Raw genomic sequence first — 15,649 nt, 5'->3', positions numbered from 1 at the left:
GGGGGAACCCGGCGCCCTGCGGAGTAGCCTCCACTGGGTGTTCGTGGTCGCGCTTCTCCTCTTCGTCCTGTCGGCGGTGGCCGTGGTCACCGGGGTGCTCGGGCTCACCGGAACCCTGCCGCCCAACCGCATCTTCGGCATTCACAGCGACCGCGCTGTCGAGACCGAGGAGAACTACCGGCTGGCCAATCGCGTCGCCGCACCCACCGGCATCGCCGCGGGCGTCCTGCTCGCCGCGGGCGGTGGAGTCGCCATGGTCGCGACCGGCGTGACCGCGTTCCTGGTTCCGGCACTGGCCGTGCTGATCGCGGTCTTCACCCTCGGTGCGGGCGCCGCGGCGGCGGAGAAGGCGCTGGTCGCCATCGCTCCCGCCGAGAAGACCGGCGGCTGCGGCAGCTCCTGCGGATCGTGCTCGCTGCGCGACACCTGCGCACCCGCGAACTGATCGGGCACCCGACGGCCGAGGCAGTCCCGCAACCTCGGCAGGTCCCGCAACGTCAGGCCGTGAGGTCCCGGCGCATCCAGATGTGCGGGATGCCCGCGTCCATTCCGATCTCCCCGTACGACTCGTAACCGAGCTTCTCGTAGAAGCCCTGCGCGTGCGTCTGCGAATGCAGCTCGACCGCTGTGAGTCCGCGTTCGCGACCACGCTCCTCGATGGCCCGGACCAGTGCCGCACCCAGTCCGGTGCCACGCGTCTCCGCCAGTACGGCCAGCCGCCCCAACACCCCCACCTCGCCGCGGACGACGAGTCGCCCGGCCCCGACCGGTTTCCCGTCGATCCGAGCCAGGAAGTGGTCGGCGGTGTCGTCCAATTCGTCGAGCTCCAGCTCCATCGGGACGTTCTGCTCGTCCACGAACACCCGGACCCGCACCTCGTACGCGTCCTTCAACTTCTGCTCATCGGCGACGGTGACGATCTCGATCATGCCCCCAGCATGCCCGATCCCGTCGGCTGCGCGGGCCGCGGCTCGACCGGGTACGTGAAGCGACGGTCGCGAGTTCGGTGTCGGCTCAGGGAGATGTGCCGAGAGCCTCGGAGGCGCCGGTGCACGGGGGCGGGGGAATGCTTTGCGAGAGCGGGCACCCCGATGGGTTGATGTAGAGGACCGTCAGCCGGACCGGCGCCGAGCCGGTGTTGCGGGCGAGGTGGGCGTGGTCGCGGCCGCTGGGTTCGCGGAAGCAGCGATAGGGGCGTTTGGTCACCGGGACACAGTCGGTGGCGGGGTGGTCGAGAGGGCCGCCGGTCACCAGGACCAGGAGGGTGCCGTCGTGGTAGTGCCAGCCGCTGTCACCGCCGGGGGCGAGGATGGTTTGGCGGAGCACGAATTCCCTTTTGCCCCAGGTGAATCGGGCCAGGACCCGGCTGGCGGTGCAGACCGCCGGGGCCGGGTTCGGGTGGAACTCACGTTTGGCGAACACCATGTCTCGAATCATTCCGCACCGGGACCTCGCAGTCCCGGTGCGGCACATGGGAAACGCCAGGGTCCGGCGTTGGAACAGCGTGTGACTCCGCGAGGGCGGGTGGCCCGCACCGGAGTCGGTAGGTCGCGTCGCCGCCGACCGGTCAGCCGATCAGTGGAACCGGGTGATCGACAGGTGTTGCGGCAGTGCGGCCGACGGAGTCGCGCAGGACCTCAGTGGTCGTCGTAGTGGCCGTCGTGCGCGGCGTGGCGGTGACCGTCGTGGAGGTAGTCGACGTGGTCGCCGTGCTGAACGGTGTCGTGGCCGCAGCCTTCGCCGTGTTCGTGGTCGTGGCCCTCGTGGGCGACATGGGAGGTGGGCTCGCACTCGTCCCAGTGGCCGTCGTGATCGCGATGCAGATGGCCGTCGTGGGCGTAGTCGACGTGATCGTCGTGGGTTACGGCAACGTGGCCGCAACTGGGGCCGTGCGCGTGGTCGTGATCAGTATGAACAGCATGTGCGGTGGTCACTAAAAGAATCCTTACCGAGGTCGGAGGGACTATCCAGCAAACTCATGCTGACATTAGCACTCACGCATCCGACCCCGAATTCGCTCCCCGGGACAGCGCCCGACGGTCCGGATCAGCGTCGGCGCAGGCGCCGGAATCAGCGTCGGCGCAGGCGCCGGAATCAGCGTCGGCGCAGGCGCCGGAATCCTCGGGGCCGACGGGATGCGGACCCCTGAGGCGGGAGGCCGACGTGCTTCGCGAACGCCGCCGCGTCGGCGGCAGTGGTGGTTTTGGGGCGGGTGGCGGCCCAGTCCATGAAGGTCGCGGTGAAGTCGGGTCCGCAGCCGTGGGCCAGCAGGGGGAAGCGGTTGGATACTTCTGCGGCCCGCTTGTGCAGCAGCGCATGCGCGGTCGCGGCGAGAGCGCCGACATCGAACCCCGGCGGCGCCGGAGCGCCTGCGACCAGCGCGCGCACCAACTCCGCCTGCTGTTCGGCCAGGGTGCCCGCGGCGGCCCTGTCCTGCTCGTCCGATCCGCGCGCGTGGTCGGTGGTCATGGGATGGCCGGGGTCGGACGGCGGGTGATGGTGGGCCGGTCGGCGGCGGTGGCTATGGCATTGAGTTCGGTGATCAGTTCTGTTGCGGGAGGGTAGTTTCCGTCGCGTTCGAGCATGAAGGGGACTCGACGCGCCGCGACCCCGGAGGCTGCGGTGAAGTCGGCCACCAGGGCGAGGACTTCGGCGGGGACCGGATGGACGTGGGTGTCGTGATAGCGGCCGCCGGATTCGTGGCCGCCCGCGATGTGGCAGTAGGCGAGTCGTTCGGTGGGGAGGGACAGCAGTTCGGTGAGGGGGTCGCGAGAACTGTTGCGGGCGTTGGCGTAGACGTTCGCGATATCCACCAAGAGGTGGACACCGGTGCGCTCGACCAGCTCGCGGAGGAACTCGGCCTCGGTGAATTCCGCGTCCGGCCACTCGAACAGGGTCGCGATGTTCTCCACCGCCAGCGGGACATCCAGTTCCCGCTGGGTGCGGGAGATGTTGCGGGTCAAGGCATCCAGGGCCTCGCGGGTCCGGGGAACCGGCAGCAGGTGCCCGGCCTCCACCCCGTTCGCGCGGACGAAGGCGATATGCTCACTCGCCAGCGGCGATCCGAGCGCCCGCGCGCACTCCGCCAAATGGATGACGCGAGACTCCTGGACGGGCTCCGCACCACCCAGGGACAGCGAGACGCCATGTGGCACAGCCGATATTCCGCGCGCGATCAAGGCGGAGAGTTCCTCGGGAACGACAACGCCGTCCTTGCCGCCGATGGCTTCCCGTTGCTCGGCCCGCTGCCGAGCGTCGAACGGCCATCCCCGCCATCCGGCCGCCCGGCGATCGCTCACTCCGCGGTCGCCGAGGCCCGGCTCGCCCTCGGTGTGGTGGCGCAGCCGGTCCGCTTCCCGCTGAGACCCGGGCCGCGCACTCGGCTGGGACGTGCGAGCGAGCGTCCCGCGCCGCCCCGTCTGCCAGGGCCGGAATCGTGCCCGCCGCTGTGAGCCGGACGCCGGGGGCAGCGCTTCCGCGATCACCTCGCAGAACCCGATGCCCTCCAATTCGGCGATGATGCCGCAGATTTCGCTGCGCCAGCCGACACCCACCGCGCCTTCCGGCAGCAAGGTCTCCCGGATCGGGCGGATAGTCGATGTCTCGTCGGCCGGTCGGCTCGATGTGCTGCCGGAGGGTGGGACAGAAGTCCCTTCGTGCGAAAGGTCCGTCGAGTCGGGCTGACTCGGTGCTCTGTCCGAGGGTGGCACCGGTGTCCTTTCCTGCCGCGAGGTCGCACGGCCCGTCGATCCGGGCGGCGTGCTCGGCGCCCGGTCGGGGCGGTGTGCGGGCGTGGTCATGAGCTACCGCAGCTACTGCTGCTGCTACTGCAACTACTGCTGCTGGAACTGCAACTGCTGCTACTGCAACTGCTGCCTCCACCACAGCTGCTACTACTACTGCCGCAGCTACTACTACTGCTCCCGCAGCTGACACCGCCACTGCCGCAACTGCTTCCGCCGGTGTAACCGCCACCGGTCCCGCCGCGAGGGCGTCGGGATCCACTCGCCCCACCGACACCGCCTGCCGTGTCCAGGGTTCCGATGGTGCGGGCGAGGCGTGGATCCACCAACCGCAGCACGTCCGGCCCGAAGAGGGCGACGCCCAAGGCTGCGCTGTCGGGTCCGTAGGCGGCATAGGCGGGGCGGTGCGCGGGAGCCAGATGGCTGTGGGTGCGGAGGGCTTCGTCGGCGGCGAGGCGGCCGCGCTGGGTCAGGCGCTGGGTGCGCAGGACGCGGCTGATGCAGATCAGCAGCACGATCGAGAAGAAGACGAGCCATCCGTACGGCTGGTCCGCGGACGCCTCCGCCGCGATCCGCGCGCAGCCGAGCAGCAGCACCGCCCACATCGGCAGCGAGGCCACCCAGAAGGCCCGTCGCTGCTTCGGTCCGATCATGTAGCCGCGCCGAATCAGCGTGTCGCGCAAGCGCTGTACATGCAGATGGGCGGCGCCGCCCAGGGCGATCAGATGCCGCCGACCGCGACTGAACAGGTAGGTCAGCAGGCTGCGCCCGACGGCTTCGAGCGAGGCCTCTTCCTCCGGACTCGGACTGCGCAGCGCCGAACCACTCGAATCGATGAGCTCACGCCCGCGCAGCAGCGCGACGGCGGCGAGCACGGGTCGGCGATCGTTGAAAAGCATCGCGGTCTCGGTCAGCGTCAGCGCGTCAGGTCCGATCGGCGCGGCACTCGTGGCGTGCACGATCTTGATCCGCCGCGTCAGGCCGTGAACGGTCGTGAGTATCGCCGCCACCACGTAGAACCCCAGGAAGAGCGGCCCCGGAATCCCCCACACATGGACTACTTCGGCGGTGTTCCCCGCGGCCCGCACCACCCCGTCGGCAAGCGTCATCCCCTTGACCATGCGATTCCCCCTCGCGAGTCGTCCCTACCCCTGGACCCTACTGGCACGGACCGCCACGCCACGGCCCGGCGAACGCGGATCACACTGAGCGGCATCGCGCGGGACCGGGGTTCGGGCGGTCCACTCACGGTCGCGGCCCGTTCCCGGCGCACCCGAGAGCGACCACTCGCAGCTGCCGTTGCCGCGTGCGGGCAGCGTCCGTCCGGCGGCTGCCGTCCATCGTCACCCGCCGCATCCGCCACCGCCGCCGCAACTGCTCCCGCAGCTACTTCCGCCACAGCTGCTCCCGCCGCTGTCCCCGCCTCCGGTGGAGCAGCTGCTGCCGGAACCGTCGGAGCCGCTGGATCCACCCGCGAGAGTGCCTGTCGCACCGGCCAATCCGGGATCGAGCGACCAGAGGGCCGCCGCGCCGAACAGCGCGATCGCGAGCGAACCGCTGTCGGGGCCGTAGCTGCTGTACGCCGGACGGTTGCCGGGGCGCAGGTGGCCGAAGCGGCGAACGGCGTCGGCGGCGGCGAGCCGGCCTCGGCGGGTGAGTCGCGACGGCCGCATCACCAGTCCGGCGAGGATCACCAGCACGATCATGGCGAGCACCAGGTACAGCACGGGCTTGTGGTTGGCGAGACCCGCGATCACCCGGATCAGTCCGAGCAACAGCACCGCACCCAGCGGCAACGCGGCGAGCAGGAACCCCCGGAGCTGACGCGCGCCGATCATGTACCCGCGTTTGGCCAGGGTGCGCCGCAGGTTCCGCACCTCGCCGCCGGTCGCCAGGGCCAGCTGCATCATGTGCCGCCGCGGGCTGGTGTGCAGGTGACCCAGCAGGCTGCGCGAGATCGGTTCGAGCGCGGCGTTTTCCGCCTCGGTCGGAGTCCGGGTGGGCGCGCCGGTCGAATCGATCAGCTGATAGCCGCGCAGCTGGGCCAGCGCGGCGAGCACCGGCCGTCGATTGTCGAACAGCATGGCGGTCTCGGCGGGGGTGAGCGCGTCCGCGGCGATCGGCGCTGCACTCGTCGCGTCGACGATCCTGGTGCGCTGGGTGAATCCGTAGGCCGCGGCCAGCAGCCCGGCGAACAGGTACAGCCACAGGAAGGTCGGGCCGGAGATGCCCCACGTGTCGGCGGCAGCCGGAACGGTCTTTCCGGCGAGGACGGTCCAAGGGACCATGGCGATTCCACCTCAGGTCATCCGATACTGATCGACATCAGTATCGCCCCGGGCCGGGTGCGGCGTTAATCCTCGAGATCCTGGGCGATTAGCCTGATTCGGTGCGATTTCTCAGCAAGTTCTATATCGACGGGTTCATTCTGTCGATCCTGGCGGTCTGCGTTCTCGCCAGCATCTTTCCCGCACGGGGTGAAGTCGCCGATGTGGTGAGCGTGCTGACGAAGGTTGCCATCGCATTGCTGTTCCTGCTGTACGGCGCGCGCCTGTCGGACCAGGAGGCGATCGCGGGCCTCAAGCACTGGCGATTGCACACCACCGTGCTGGCCTGCACCTTCATCCTGTTTCCGCTCGTCGGTCTGGCCGCGCGGGTGCTGGTGCCGAACATTCTCACCAGCGACCTCTACACCGGCGTGCTGTTCTTCTGCCTGGTCCCCTCGACCGTGCAGTCCTCGATCGCCTTCACCTCCATCGCCAAGGGCAATGTGGCCGGTGCGATCGTGAGCGCGACGGTGTCCAACCTGCTCGGCGTCTTCCTGACCCCGGCGCTGGTGATCCTGCTGATGAACACCACCGGTCAAGCGAAGGTGGACCTGTCCGCGATCGGCGACATCGTGCTGCAGCTGCTGGTGCCGTTCTTCATCGGCCAGCTGATCCGGCCCAAGATCAAGGACTGGATGGCCCGGCACGCGGAGCCGACCAAGCTGGTGGATCGCGGATCCATCCTGCTCGTGGTGTACTCCGCGTTCAGCGCGGGCATGGTCGAGGGCATCTGGCACGCGATGTCCCCGTGGCGGATCCTGCTGCTGGTCGTGGTGTGCTGCGCGATCCTGGCGCTGGTGCTCGCGGTGACCGCTTTCCTCGGCCGCGCACTGGGTTTCGAACGCGCCGACCGGATCGTGGTGGTGTTCTGCGGGTCGAAGAAGAGCCTGGCCACCGGTCTGCCGATGGCGACCGTGCTGTTCGCCGGTTCACCCGTCGGCTTGATCGTGCTGCCGCTCATGATCTTCCATCAGGTGCAGCTGATCACCTGTGCCGCGCTCGCACAACGCTGGGCTCGGACCGCACCGTGAGCGCGAGCACCCGGCTGTCCTCGTGTCGCAGCGGCCGCGCGCCCGCTCCGGCCCGAGATGCCAAGGCGCGCAGCACCGCCCGATCCGAAGCCGGATCACCGACCGCGATGCGGGCGCTCCCGTCCGGATAGCGCTTGGCCACGATCCCGGCATCGGCGAGGGCCGGTGCGATATCGCGCCCCGGTAGATACAGGAAGTTCGCGCTGCTGCGCGGCACCCGGATCCCACTGCGGCGCAGTGCCGTTCGCAGCAGTTCCCGCTCGGTCGTGATGCGCATGATCCGCTCGCCCAACTCCGACTCGGCCGCGTAGGAGGCCCGCACGGCCGCCACCGCGGTGGACGGGACGCCGAAGGGCAGCTGCAGCCGCTGCACCCGGCGCACCAGATCGGCCGACCCGAAGGCGTAGCCGATGCGCAGCCCGGCCAACCCGTACGCCTTGGAGAAGGTGCGCAGCACCAGTACGTTCGGGTGTCGTCGTACCAACTCCACGGTGTCGAGAGCGTCCGCCGCCCCGAGGAATTCGACGTACGCCTCGTCCAGGATGACCGGCACGGCGGCCGGGACCGCACACAGGAACGCCTTCAATTCGCTGGCCGGAACCACGGTTCCGGTGGGATTGTGCGGACGGCACACCGCCACCAGCCCGCTGCCCGCGTTCGTGGCGCGCGCCATCGCCCAGAGATCCTGGCGGCCGGTGGCATCGAGCGGCACCGGCGTGGCCCGCAGCCCGATCATGCCCGCCATGATCGGATACCCGTCGAAGGTCGGCGTCGCGTACACGAACGATGCCCCGGGCGCGGGCAACGCCTGCATGATCTGCATGGCCACCCCGGTCGCGCCGGAGCCCACCACCACCTCCTCCGGTCGCACGCCGATGTGCTCGGCGATGATCTCCGGCAGCCGGCGCGGCAGGAACTCCGGATAGCGATTCGCCTGCGCCAGGGTGTCGTCGAGCGCGTCCAGCACGGACGGCAGCGGCGGAAAGGGATTCTCGCTCAGGCTCAGGTCGTAGCGGACCCCGTCGAGCCGACGGTTCTCGATCAGGGTCGAATCATCGTGTCCCGCTTCCAGTTCCGCCGACCGCAGGCCGGTCGGCCAGTGCACCGGGGCGACCATCCGGGCGAGCGGGCGCGGCGCGGCCCCGACCGGCTCGGCGGGTGGCTCGTCCCCGATCGGCCTGCCGGTCATCGCGCCGCTCCCCACCGCACCGCGGCGGCCCCCGCGAAATCACCGGCGTGCGCGAACGCCGCCATCAGCACGACCGACCCCTCGGCCAATCGCCCCGCCCGGTTCTCGGCGTCGAGGGTGACGGGAATGCCCGCGGCGAAAAGGTTTCCGCAGTGGTCGAAGGTGTCGGGATGTCGCTCGGCGGGCAATTCCAGCGCGTCGTGCCAGTTGCGCAGGAACAGCCGATTGGGCTGATTGGTGACCAGGGTGTCGATATCGCTGCTCTTCACCCCGATCCGCTTGCACACCGCCTGCGCGACCTCCGGAACCAGCCGGTTTCCGCGCGAGAACACCTTGGCCACTTTGGATTCGGAGAAACTCACGCACCCCTGTCCCTCGCCGGGCTCCCAGTACTTGCGCTCGGACCCGGTGCTGAAGTCCATATCCCCGGCGAACTCCGGATAGGTGCGGCATTCGATATCGAGAATGGGCGCGCTGTTGTTCTTCACCAGGAGCCCGACCCCGCAACCGTCCCCCGGCACCGGAGCCTGGGCGAGCTTTCGGATATCGGGCTGCGTGAAGACCGGCCCGGCGCAGTTCTGCGAGCACGCGATGAGCGCGGTGCGCGCGTCGGTGGTCTGCATGATGGTGCGGGCCAGCCACATGGCGTGCACGAAGGCCGCGCACCCGCCGTTGTGCAGGTCGAAGACCCAGCGGGGCTTCATTCCCAATCGCCGTGCGACCTCGGGGCCGGAGCCCATCACCGGATTGTCCGGAAGCTGGGTGTGCGTGATCAGGATGTCGATATTCGAAAGTTCTTCGCGCCCATGACGTTCCACCAGCGGTGCGACGGCGCGCTCGACCATGTCCACCGCGGTTTCGTCGCGACTCACATGGTGGCGGCCCTTGGGCGCGCGGAACATGACGTTCTTGGCCATCCGATCGGAGCGCGAGAACTGGGTGAAGTACTCGGTGCCGACGGGATCCCCGGGCAGATAGCTCGCCACGTCGACCAAACTGACAGGCGGCGTCCGAAGGGCGGGATCGGTGAAGTCCATGGCGCACAACTCATTTCTGTTCCGGCTGGTCGAGCATCCAGCCGGGTTTGATGGGGAGGCCGTGCGCGGAGCGGTATTCGGCGATGGCCTTGAGGTTGTCCAGCTCCAGCTGATGTCCGGCGGAGAACATCTCCCAGAAGTCGCCGACCCAGACCTTGCGGCCCTCGGGCGCGGCGTCCGGGTAGGGGTTCTCGTCGTAGAACGGATGGTGGCAATTCGTCCACAGCACAACCGAACCCGGCTTGTCGAAGACCACCTGCGCGTCGACGATCCGGATCAGATAGATCATCCACAGGTGCTCGCCCTGATCCCACGCGCAGTGGTAATCCACCGTCATGGCATCGGGATTGGCCACGGTCCGGGTGAAGATGCGGGTGTTCGGGCCCAGCCGGTCGAACGACTCCCACAGCCCCGGCGTTTCGGTCTCGACGAATCCGCGCAGGCTGTAGGTCCACTCCTCCAGCGATCGGGTGTCGGCGAGGTACTCGTACAGGTCCCGGGGCGGCGCGTCGATATAGCCCTGGACCGGGCAGTACTCGCCGAAGATCTGATCGTGCGGGTACACCGATCGGAGCATGTCGAGGATGACCGGGGTGGTGGCATCACGATCGGAATTCTCGATGCGCAGCAGTCCCGGCACCCCGTCTTCGGGGATGTCGCTGAGTGCGGGCAGGGCGCTGGTGGTCACGATTACCTCCTGGGAGCCGTCAAAAACGGTGTGAACGGCGGGAATTCGTCGGGATCGCACTCGACGGCGATGAACGACGGACCGGGGCTGTCGACGCAATGCCGCAGTGCCGCATCGAGTTCGGCCGGGGTGGCGGGTGCGTGTGTGCACAATTCCGGGAACATGGCCGCCATTCCGGCGCCCGGATGCGCCGGCCGGAATCTGTTGAAGCTGTAGCGATCCCCGTAGTACACCTGCTCACGCGTGATGCACATGGCGTGCGCGTTGTTGTTGAGAATCACGAAGGTGATCGGCAGCCGATGCTCGACGGCGGTGTGAATCTCCATGCCGTGCATGAAGAACGCGCCGTCACCGGCGATGACGAAGGTGCGGCGCGAACCGCCCCCGGACCGCTCGCGCCGGGCGAACGCCGACCCGATCCCGGCCCCGAACGCGTACCCCATCCCGCCCATCCCCAGCGCGACCGTGAAGCGGCCGTCCCGGGGAAGTCGCAGGTGGTGTACCACCGCGGCGCCGGTGTTTCCGGCGTCCGCGAAGACATCGGCCTCGGGAGGGAGAGCCGCGTTCACGGCGTCTACCACCTCCCGATACCGCAGGCCCGGGCCGTCCGAGGTCGGCACGGTCAGGGGAGTGAGCGCCGCGTCGCGCATCGGAGCCGGACGCAGCGGCACGACTCGGCCGGGCGCGTCCGCGGCGGCGGCGAGTTCCTCCCGCAGTTCGGCGAGCGTGCGGGCGAGGTCGTTGCTGCGGGCGTGCGTCGAGGGCAGGAAGGGCGTCTCGGCCCCGATGCTGGCGATGGGCACGGACTCCAGGCAGGTCTCGAGTCCGGCGCGCGCGGTGACGGGCATTCTGGTGCCGATCAGCAGGCACAGCGCCGCACCGCGGATCGCATCGGTGAGTTCGGGGTGGCCCATGCTGCCCGCGACGCCGCAGAAGCCGGGATCGGCGTGGTGGTAGACGTCCTTGGCGTCCGGCGCGACGCCCACGGCGGCATCGAGCGCGGCGGCGAACCGGGCGAGTTCGTCGCGGGCGTCGTCACGGGCGATCTGATCCCCGGCGATGATCACCACCTTGCCGAGGGCGTGCGCGTCGCGCAGCGCGTGCCGCACCCGCCGCACCCCCTCGACATCACGGCGGTAGCCGCGCACCGGCTCGGTGAACGCGGGCGCGACCAGGTCGGCCTGCTGAACATCCTTGGGCAGCAACAGCACAGAGGGGCCGCCGCGCCGGGCGGCCGCGACGGCGCGTTCGAGGTGAGCGGGCAGGTCGGCGGCCGTGCCGACGCGGGCGCAGTAGCGCGTGATCGGCGAGAACAGCCGGACCGCGTCGAAGGAGCCGGCCTGCCCACTCGAATCCTGGAAGGCGCCCTTGCCCTCCAGGACGGTGGGGGGTTGCCCGACCAGGGCGAGCACCGGAACCCGGGAGGCGAAGGATTCGGCGAGTCCGGCGACCAGGTTCACCGCGCCCCCGCCGGAGGTCGCGCACACGACACCGAGTCCGGCGGTCGAACGGGCGTAGCCGTCGGCCATCGTGGCGGCCGAGAACTCATGGGCGGCCACGACGGCGGTGAGCTGTGCGCGATGATCGAAGGCGGCGTCGTACAGATCTTCTATGTTCGCGCCGCCGACCCCGAAGATATGTCGCACGCCCATCGCGGAAACCGCTCTGACCAGGTGGTCCACCACACGAGTTCGGTTGTGCATGGGCGGCTCCCTTCGGTACCCGACATGAGCTGCGCGAACTGTCGTTACCCGGGATACGACTCCGAGCGCTCGGCGGTTCAATCCGCCCGCTCGCCTCGCTCGCCGAGGCGGAGTTCGCATCGAGTCTTGCCATGTATGTATACGTCTACGTATAGTTGGCTCATGCCGAACAAGACGATCTACGTATCCGATGAGGACCTCAAGCTGTTTCAGCGCGCGCAGGAGCTGGTGGGGGGCAATCTGTCGGGCGCGATCGTGACGGCGCTGCGGCGTTTCATCGAGCTCGAGGAAGGCCGCATCGAGGGCTACGACGAGGTGGTCCTCAAGGTCGGCAAGGACGGGGTGCGGCAGGTTCGCTTCTCCGGCTCACTGCTGGCCGAATGGCACCAGATGGCCAACGAGCGCATCGAGGACATCCGGGTGTACCGCACACGCAAGGGCGCGTTCGCGGTGCACAGCCACTTCTCCAACTGGTCCGAGTTCCCGGCGGACACCAACCTGCTCAAGGACTGGCGGCAGTGGCGCCGGTTCCTCGGTGTGGGGGAACAGGATTGGGGCGATTTCTCGCTCGAGGTCTTCGATTCCGTCGGGGAGCTCGAGGGCAAGATCCCGCACCGCCTCTACGTCCGCGTCGTCGACGCGACCGAGAACCCGACCGTCGAGGATCTCGACATCTGACCCGAAGGCTTTGCCGCGCACCTGAATCGATGGACCCACCCAACTGAATCAACAGAACAGCAAGCGCTTTGACCGCACGCCTCGGCGGTCACGGCTCAGTCGACGCATGCATTCATGCGTACTCATATATGAAACAGGAAAGCCATGAACCATGCACGATGCCCGGCCATCTCGGTCGCGGGCCTCAGCAAATCCTTCGGCGAGCAGATCGTGCTCGATCGCATCGATCTCGAAGTGCCGCAGGGCAGTATCTTCGCCCTGCTCGGCCCGAACGGCGCGGGCAAGACCACCACCGTGCAGATCCTGTCCACGCTGCTGCGCGCGGACAGCGGCGAGATCAGCGTCGGCGGTTACGATCCCGGTGCGGATCCGGACGGCGTGCGCTCGGTGATCGGCGTGACCGGCCAGTTCTCCGCCGTCGACGAACTGCTCACCGGTCGTGAGAACCTGTTGCTGATGGGCGACCTGAATCATCTGCCGCGCAGCGAAAGCCTCGGTCTGGCAGAGGAATTGCTGCGCCGATTCGATCTCGCCGACGCGGCCGACAAGGTGGCGAGCGCCTACTCCGGCGGCATGACCCGCCGCCTCGATATCGCCATGACCCTGGTCGGCGATCCACGCATCATCTTCCTCGACGAGCCCACCACCGGGCTGGATCCGCGCAGCCGCCGGGTCATGTGGGACATCATTCGCGATCTCGTCGCGGGCGGCGTCACCATCTTCCTCACCACCCAGTACCTGGACGAGGCCGATCAGCTGGCCGACCGGATCGCCGTCCTGCATCAGGGCCGACTGGTCGCCGAGGGGACCGCTGATCAGCTCAAACGGCTGGTCCCCGGCGGCTACATCCGCCTCGATTTCACCGAGCGCGCCGACCTCGAGTCCGTGGCGCGGGCGTTCGGCGGGGCCGCGCAGGTCAACGGCGATCTGACGCTGGCCATCCCGAGTGACGGCGGCGTGCGCGCGGTGCGCGAGGTGCTGGACCGGCTCGACGCGGTCGGCATCGAACCCGATGGATTGTCCGTGCACACCCCCGACCTCGACGACGTCTTCCTCGCCCTCACCGGCGCACCCGATCAGGAGATCGCGCGATGACCACTTTCGCCCACACCCCCGAGCAGACCTCACGCACCCTGCATCGGCTCGCCGACGCGAAGACAATGCTGCGCCGGAACCTGTTGCACGCCAAGCGATATCCAGGTCTGGCCGGTGGCATCATCATCATGCCGGTGGTGTTGCTGCTGCTGTTCAACTACATCTTCGGCGGCGCGCTGGAGAAGGCCACCGACGGCGTGAAGTACATCGACTATCTGACCCCCGGCATGATGCTCATGATTCCGGCGTATATCACCGTGGGACTCGCGGTTCTGGTCGCCACCGATATGACCAAGGGCATCGTCAACCGGTTCCGCACCATGCACATCTCGCAGACCGCCATGCTGACCGGCCACGCCGTCGGCTCCTGGATCCAGGGCATGTTGGGCGTGACGCTCATGACCCTGGTGGCGCTGCTGCTCGGTTTCCGCTCGCATGACGCCGGCGTACTGGAATGGGTGGCCGCGTTCGGCCTGATCGGGCTGCTGGTCTTCTCGCTGAACTGGCTGGGCATCGCCTTCGGGCTGGCCGCCAAGACCCCCGAGAGCGCCTCCAACCTGCCCATGCCGATCGTCATGCTGCCCTTCCTGGGCAGCGGTCTGGTGCCGACGGGCACCATGCCGAACGGGGTGAAGCAGTTCGCCGAGTACCAGCCGTTCTCCTCCATCACCGAAACCCTGCGCGGGCTGCTCATGGGCACCGAAATCGGCCACAACGGACCGCTGGCGCTGGCCTGGTGCGTGGTGATCGCGCTGGCCGGATTCTTCTGGTCCACTTCGCTTTTCAAGCGCCGCACGCACTGATCGACGCCGCGCGACGCGACGACGGCACACCCGGACCCGGGTGTGCCGCCTTCGTGCGTTCGGGGTCGGGCGGTCAGTGCGTTCGGGTCGGGCGGTCACAGACCGGCCGAGAGCAGTACCTTGCCCGCGGAATTTCGGACCTGCACAGAGGTCAGCTGTGCCGCGTCGACGGAGGTGGTGCCGTCCGGGGTGAACTCCTGACCCGGTTTGGCCGTCCACTCCGCGAGTTTGGACTGGGTGCCGTCCTCGCGCACCACCCACAGCGACAGCTGCCAGGCGTACAGCTCGCCGTTGGGCGGGTACGTGCAGATCATGTCCACGCGCGTCTGACCGTTCACCGCCAGCACCTTGAAGGTGGCCACGATCGGGGTGTCGACCTGCGGTTGCAGCGGGCCCTCGGCCACCACCTGCTGGATCGTGGTGCTGTTCTGCCCGGCGAGCGAGGCCGTCACCGGCACCGCGATCAGGACCGCCGCCGCGGCGGCCGCCACCGCCCCGCCGACGGACCACACTCGCCCCCGCCGCCGTCGCTTCCGGGCCTGTTCGGCCAGGCGAGGCAGCAGCTGTTCCGGCGGCGGGGGCACCGCGGAGGGCGGATCCGGTTCCGCGGCAAGGGAAAGCGCGGTCTCCGGATCGACCATGGCCAGCAGCCCGGGCAGTCCGGCCAGCTTGCCGACCGCGACGCGGCACTCCTCGCATCCGGCCAGATGCTCCTCGTACTCCCTGCGGTCCTCCCGGGCGAGAGCGCCGAGCACGTAGGCCCCGTCCCAGGTCGTGTAGCCGTCGCAGAGCTCGTTGCCCGCGGTCATCTCGTCACCCCCATTTCCTGCAGCACCAAGCGCAATGCCCGCATGCCGTAGTGCATACGGGATTTGACCGTGCCTTCCGGGATCTCCAATTCCTCGGAGATCTGATGTGTGGAGAGCCCGCGGTAGTAGGCCCGCACGATCACATCGCGGTGATCGATGCTCAGCCGGGCCAGCGCGTCCGCGACCAGCCAGCCGTCCAGCGCCCGATCGGTCTTGTCGGGCTCGGACTGCTCCGGTGGATGATCGGTGCGGAACTCGCGGCGGCTGCGCGCGCTGCGATGCTCGTCCACTGCCAGGTTACGGGCCACCGTGAAGAGCCAGGCCCGCGCCGAGGTCGTGGACTGATCCAGGATGTTCGGCCGCTGCCAGGCGCGCAGCAGGGTTTCCTGCACGATGTCCTCGGCGCGGCCCGGATCTCCCACCAGGCCGTACGTGTACCGCCACAGCGCCGCCGCGTGCTCCTCGTAGAGAACCCGCAGCAGTGCCGCCTGGTCGTCAGTCATCGCCCGCTATTCGACGGGTGCGAACTGCCTGCGTGTGATCGGC

18 protein-coding genes are annotated in these 15,649 nt (G+C 68.7%); 5 read left to right on the top strand and 13 right to left on the bottom strand.

The features are described from left to right. Positions 1 to 43 precede the first annotated feature (43 nt). Positions 44 to 445, top strand: a complete 402-nt coding sequence (locus NJ1_RS17220) for an SdpI family protein (RefSeq protein ID WP_245717430.1) — start codon at positions 44 to 46, stop codon at positions 443 to 445. Positions 446 to 497: 52 nt separating this feature from the next. On the opposite strand, the gene NJ1_RS17215 is transcribed toward NJ1_RS17220, so the two are convergent. The 7 genes from NJ1_RS17215 to NJ1_RS17185 form a co-directional block, all read right to left on the bottom strand. Beyond that, positions 498 to 929, bottom strand: coding sequence for a GNAT family N-acetyltransferase (locus NJ1_RS17215; protein ID WP_067694981.1), 432 nt, complete (start codon positions 927 to 929; stop codon positions 498 to 500). 85 nt (positions 930 to 1,014) lie between these two features. Beyond that, positions 1,015 to 1,425, bottom strand: a complete 411-nt coding sequence (locus NJ1_RS17210) for a cupin domain-containing protein (protein ID WP_157574057.1) — start codon at positions 1,423 to 1,425, stop codon at positions 1,015 to 1,017. 212 nt (positions 1,426 to 1,637) lie between these two features. After that, the gene (locus NJ1_RS40545; protein WP_084478420.1) at positions 1,638 to 1,934 is read right to left on the bottom strand and encodes a hypothetical protein; all 297 of its coding nucleotides are present in this window, start codon (positions 1,932 to 1,934) and stop codon (positions 1,638 to 1,640) included. A gap of 160 nt (positions 1,935 to 2,094) precedes the next feature. Continuing rightward, positions 2,095 to 2,469: an SCO6045 C-terminal-like domain-containing protein gene (locus NJ1_RS17200; protein WP_067694975.1), complete on the bottom strand. Its 375-nt coding sequence runs from the start codon at positions 2,467 to 2,469 to the stop codon at positions 2,095 to 2,097. Further along, positions 2,466 to 3,554, bottom strand: a complete 1,089-nt coding sequence (locus NJ1_RS39205) for an MbnB/TglH/ChrH family RiPP precursor modification enzyme (protein WP_245717429.1) — start codon at positions 3,552 to 3,554, stop codon at positions 2,466 to 2,468. The genes NJ1_RS17200 and NJ1_RS39205 overlap by 4 nt, the downstream gene beginning before the upstream one ends. 242 nt (positions 3,555 to 3,796) lie before the next feature. Further along, positions 3,797 to 4,852, bottom strand: coding sequence for a TIGR04222 domain-containing membrane protein (locus NJ1_RS17190; RefSeq protein WP_067694973.1), 1,056 nt, complete (start codon positions 4,850 to 4,852; stop codon positions 3,797 to 3,799). A 234-nt stretch (positions 4,853 to 5,086) separates the two neighbouring features. Then, positions 5,087 to 6,031 carry a TIGR04222 domain-containing membrane protein gene (locus NJ1_RS17185; RefSeq protein ID WP_067694970.1) on the bottom strand — a complete coding sequence of 315 codons (945 nt, stop codon included), beginning with the start codon at positions 6,029 to 6,031 and terminating at the stop codon, positions 5,087 to 5,089. A 101-nt stretch (positions 6,032 to 6,132) separates the two neighbouring features. Between NJ1_RS17185 and NJ1_RS17180 the strand changes: the two genes are divergently transcribed. After that, complete coding sequence (locus tag NJ1_RS17180; protein WP_067694967.1) at positions 6,133 to 7,101, top strand: bile acid:sodium symporter family protein; 969 nt, start codon at positions 6,133 to 6,135, stop codon at positions 7,099 to 7,101. On the opposite strand, the gene NJ1_RS17175 is transcribed toward NJ1_RS17180, so the two are convergent. From NJ1_RS17175 to NJ1_RS17160, 4 genes are read right to left on the bottom strand one after another with little or no spacing between them, the layout of a single operon-like run. Next, positions 7,055 to 8,290, bottom strand: coding sequence for an aminotransferase class I/II-fold pyridoxal phosphate-dependent enzyme (locus NJ1_RS17175; RefSeq protein WP_245717428.1), 1,236 nt, complete (start codon positions 8,288 to 8,290; stop codon positions 7,055 to 7,057). The two genes, NJ1_RS17180 and NJ1_RS17175, sit on opposite strands and share 47 nt — an antisense overlap. After that, the gene (locus NJ1_RS17170; protein ID WP_067694965.1) at positions 8,287 to 9,327 is read right to left on the bottom strand and encodes a 3-oxoacyl-ACP synthase III family protein; all 1,041 of its coding nucleotides are present in this window, start codon (positions 9,325 to 9,327) and stop codon (positions 8,287 to 8,289) included. Before NJ1_RS17170 ends, NJ1_RS17175 begins: the two co-directional genes overlap by 4 nt. A gap of 10 nt (positions 9,328 to 9,337) precedes the next feature. Continuing rightward, entirely contained in the window at positions 9,338 to 10,015 is a 678-nt protein-coding gene (locus NJ1_RS17165; RefSeq protein WP_067694963.1) for a hypothetical protein, read from the bottom strand. Between the two features lie 2 nt (positions 10,016 to 10,017). After that, the gene (locus NJ1_RS17160; protein ID WP_067694960.1) at positions 10,018 to 11,718 is read right to left on the bottom strand and encodes a thiamine pyrophosphate-binding protein; all 1,701 of its coding nucleotides are present in this window, start codon (positions 11,716 to 11,718) and stop codon (positions 10,018 to 10,020) included. A gap of 162 nt (positions 11,719 to 11,880) precedes the next feature. Between NJ1_RS17160 and NJ1_RS17155 the strand changes: the two genes are divergently transcribed. The 3 genes from NJ1_RS17155 to NJ1_RS17145 all read left to right on the top strand — a co-directional run bounded on the left by NJ1_RS17155 (position 11,881) and on the right by NJ1_RS17145 (position 14,294). Next, the gene (locus NJ1_RS17155; RefSeq protein ID WP_067694957.1) at positions 11,881 to 12,396 is read left to right on the top strand and encodes an EXLDI protein; all 516 of its coding nucleotides are present in this window, start codon (positions 11,881 to 11,883) and stop codon (positions 12,394 to 12,396) included. A 144-nt stretch (positions 12,397 to 12,540) separates the two neighbouring features. Then, positions 12,541 to 13,491: an ATP-binding cassette domain-containing protein gene (locus tag NJ1_RS17150; RefSeq protein WP_067694954.1), complete on the top strand. Its 951-nt coding sequence runs from the start codon at positions 12,541 to 12,543 to the stop codon at positions 13,489 to 13,491. Continuing rightward, on the top strand, positions 13,488 to 14,294 hold the full coding sequence (locus tag NJ1_RS17145; protein WP_067694951.1) for an ABC transporter permease: 807 nt from the start codon (positions 13,488 to 13,490) through the stop codon (positions 14,292 to 14,294). The genes NJ1_RS17150 and NJ1_RS17145 overlap by 4 nt, the downstream gene beginning before the upstream one ends. Positions 14,295 to 14,389: 95 nt before the next feature. On the opposite strand, the gene NJ1_RS17140 is transcribed toward NJ1_RS17145, so the two are convergent. Both NJ1_RS17140 and NJ1_RS17135 read right to left on the bottom strand, forming a co-directional pair. After that, positions 14,390 to 15,103 (bottom strand): zf-HC2 domain-containing protein, encoded by a 714-nt coding sequence (locus tag NJ1_RS17140; protein ID WP_067694948.1) that lies wholly within the window; start codon positions 15,101 to 15,103, stop codon positions 14,390 to 14,392. Beyond that, entirely contained in the window at positions 15,100 to 15,606 is a 507-nt protein-coding gene (locus NJ1_RS17135; RefSeq protein WP_067694945.1) for a sigma-70 family RNA polymerase sigma factor, read from the bottom strand. The genes NJ1_RS17140 and NJ1_RS17135 overlap by 4 nt, the downstream gene beginning before the upstream one ends. Between the last annotated feature and the right edge of the window lie 43 nt (positions 15,607 to 15,649).

Source organism: Nocardia jejuensis NBRC 103114 (genome assembly GCF_001613145.1).
Lineage (GTDB): Bacteria > Actinomycetota > Actinomycetes > Mycobacteriales > Mycobacteriaceae > Nocardia > Nocardia jejuensis.
Note: the sequence above shows the minus strand (reverse complement) of the source record. Positions and strands in the feature narration are given on the sequence as shown.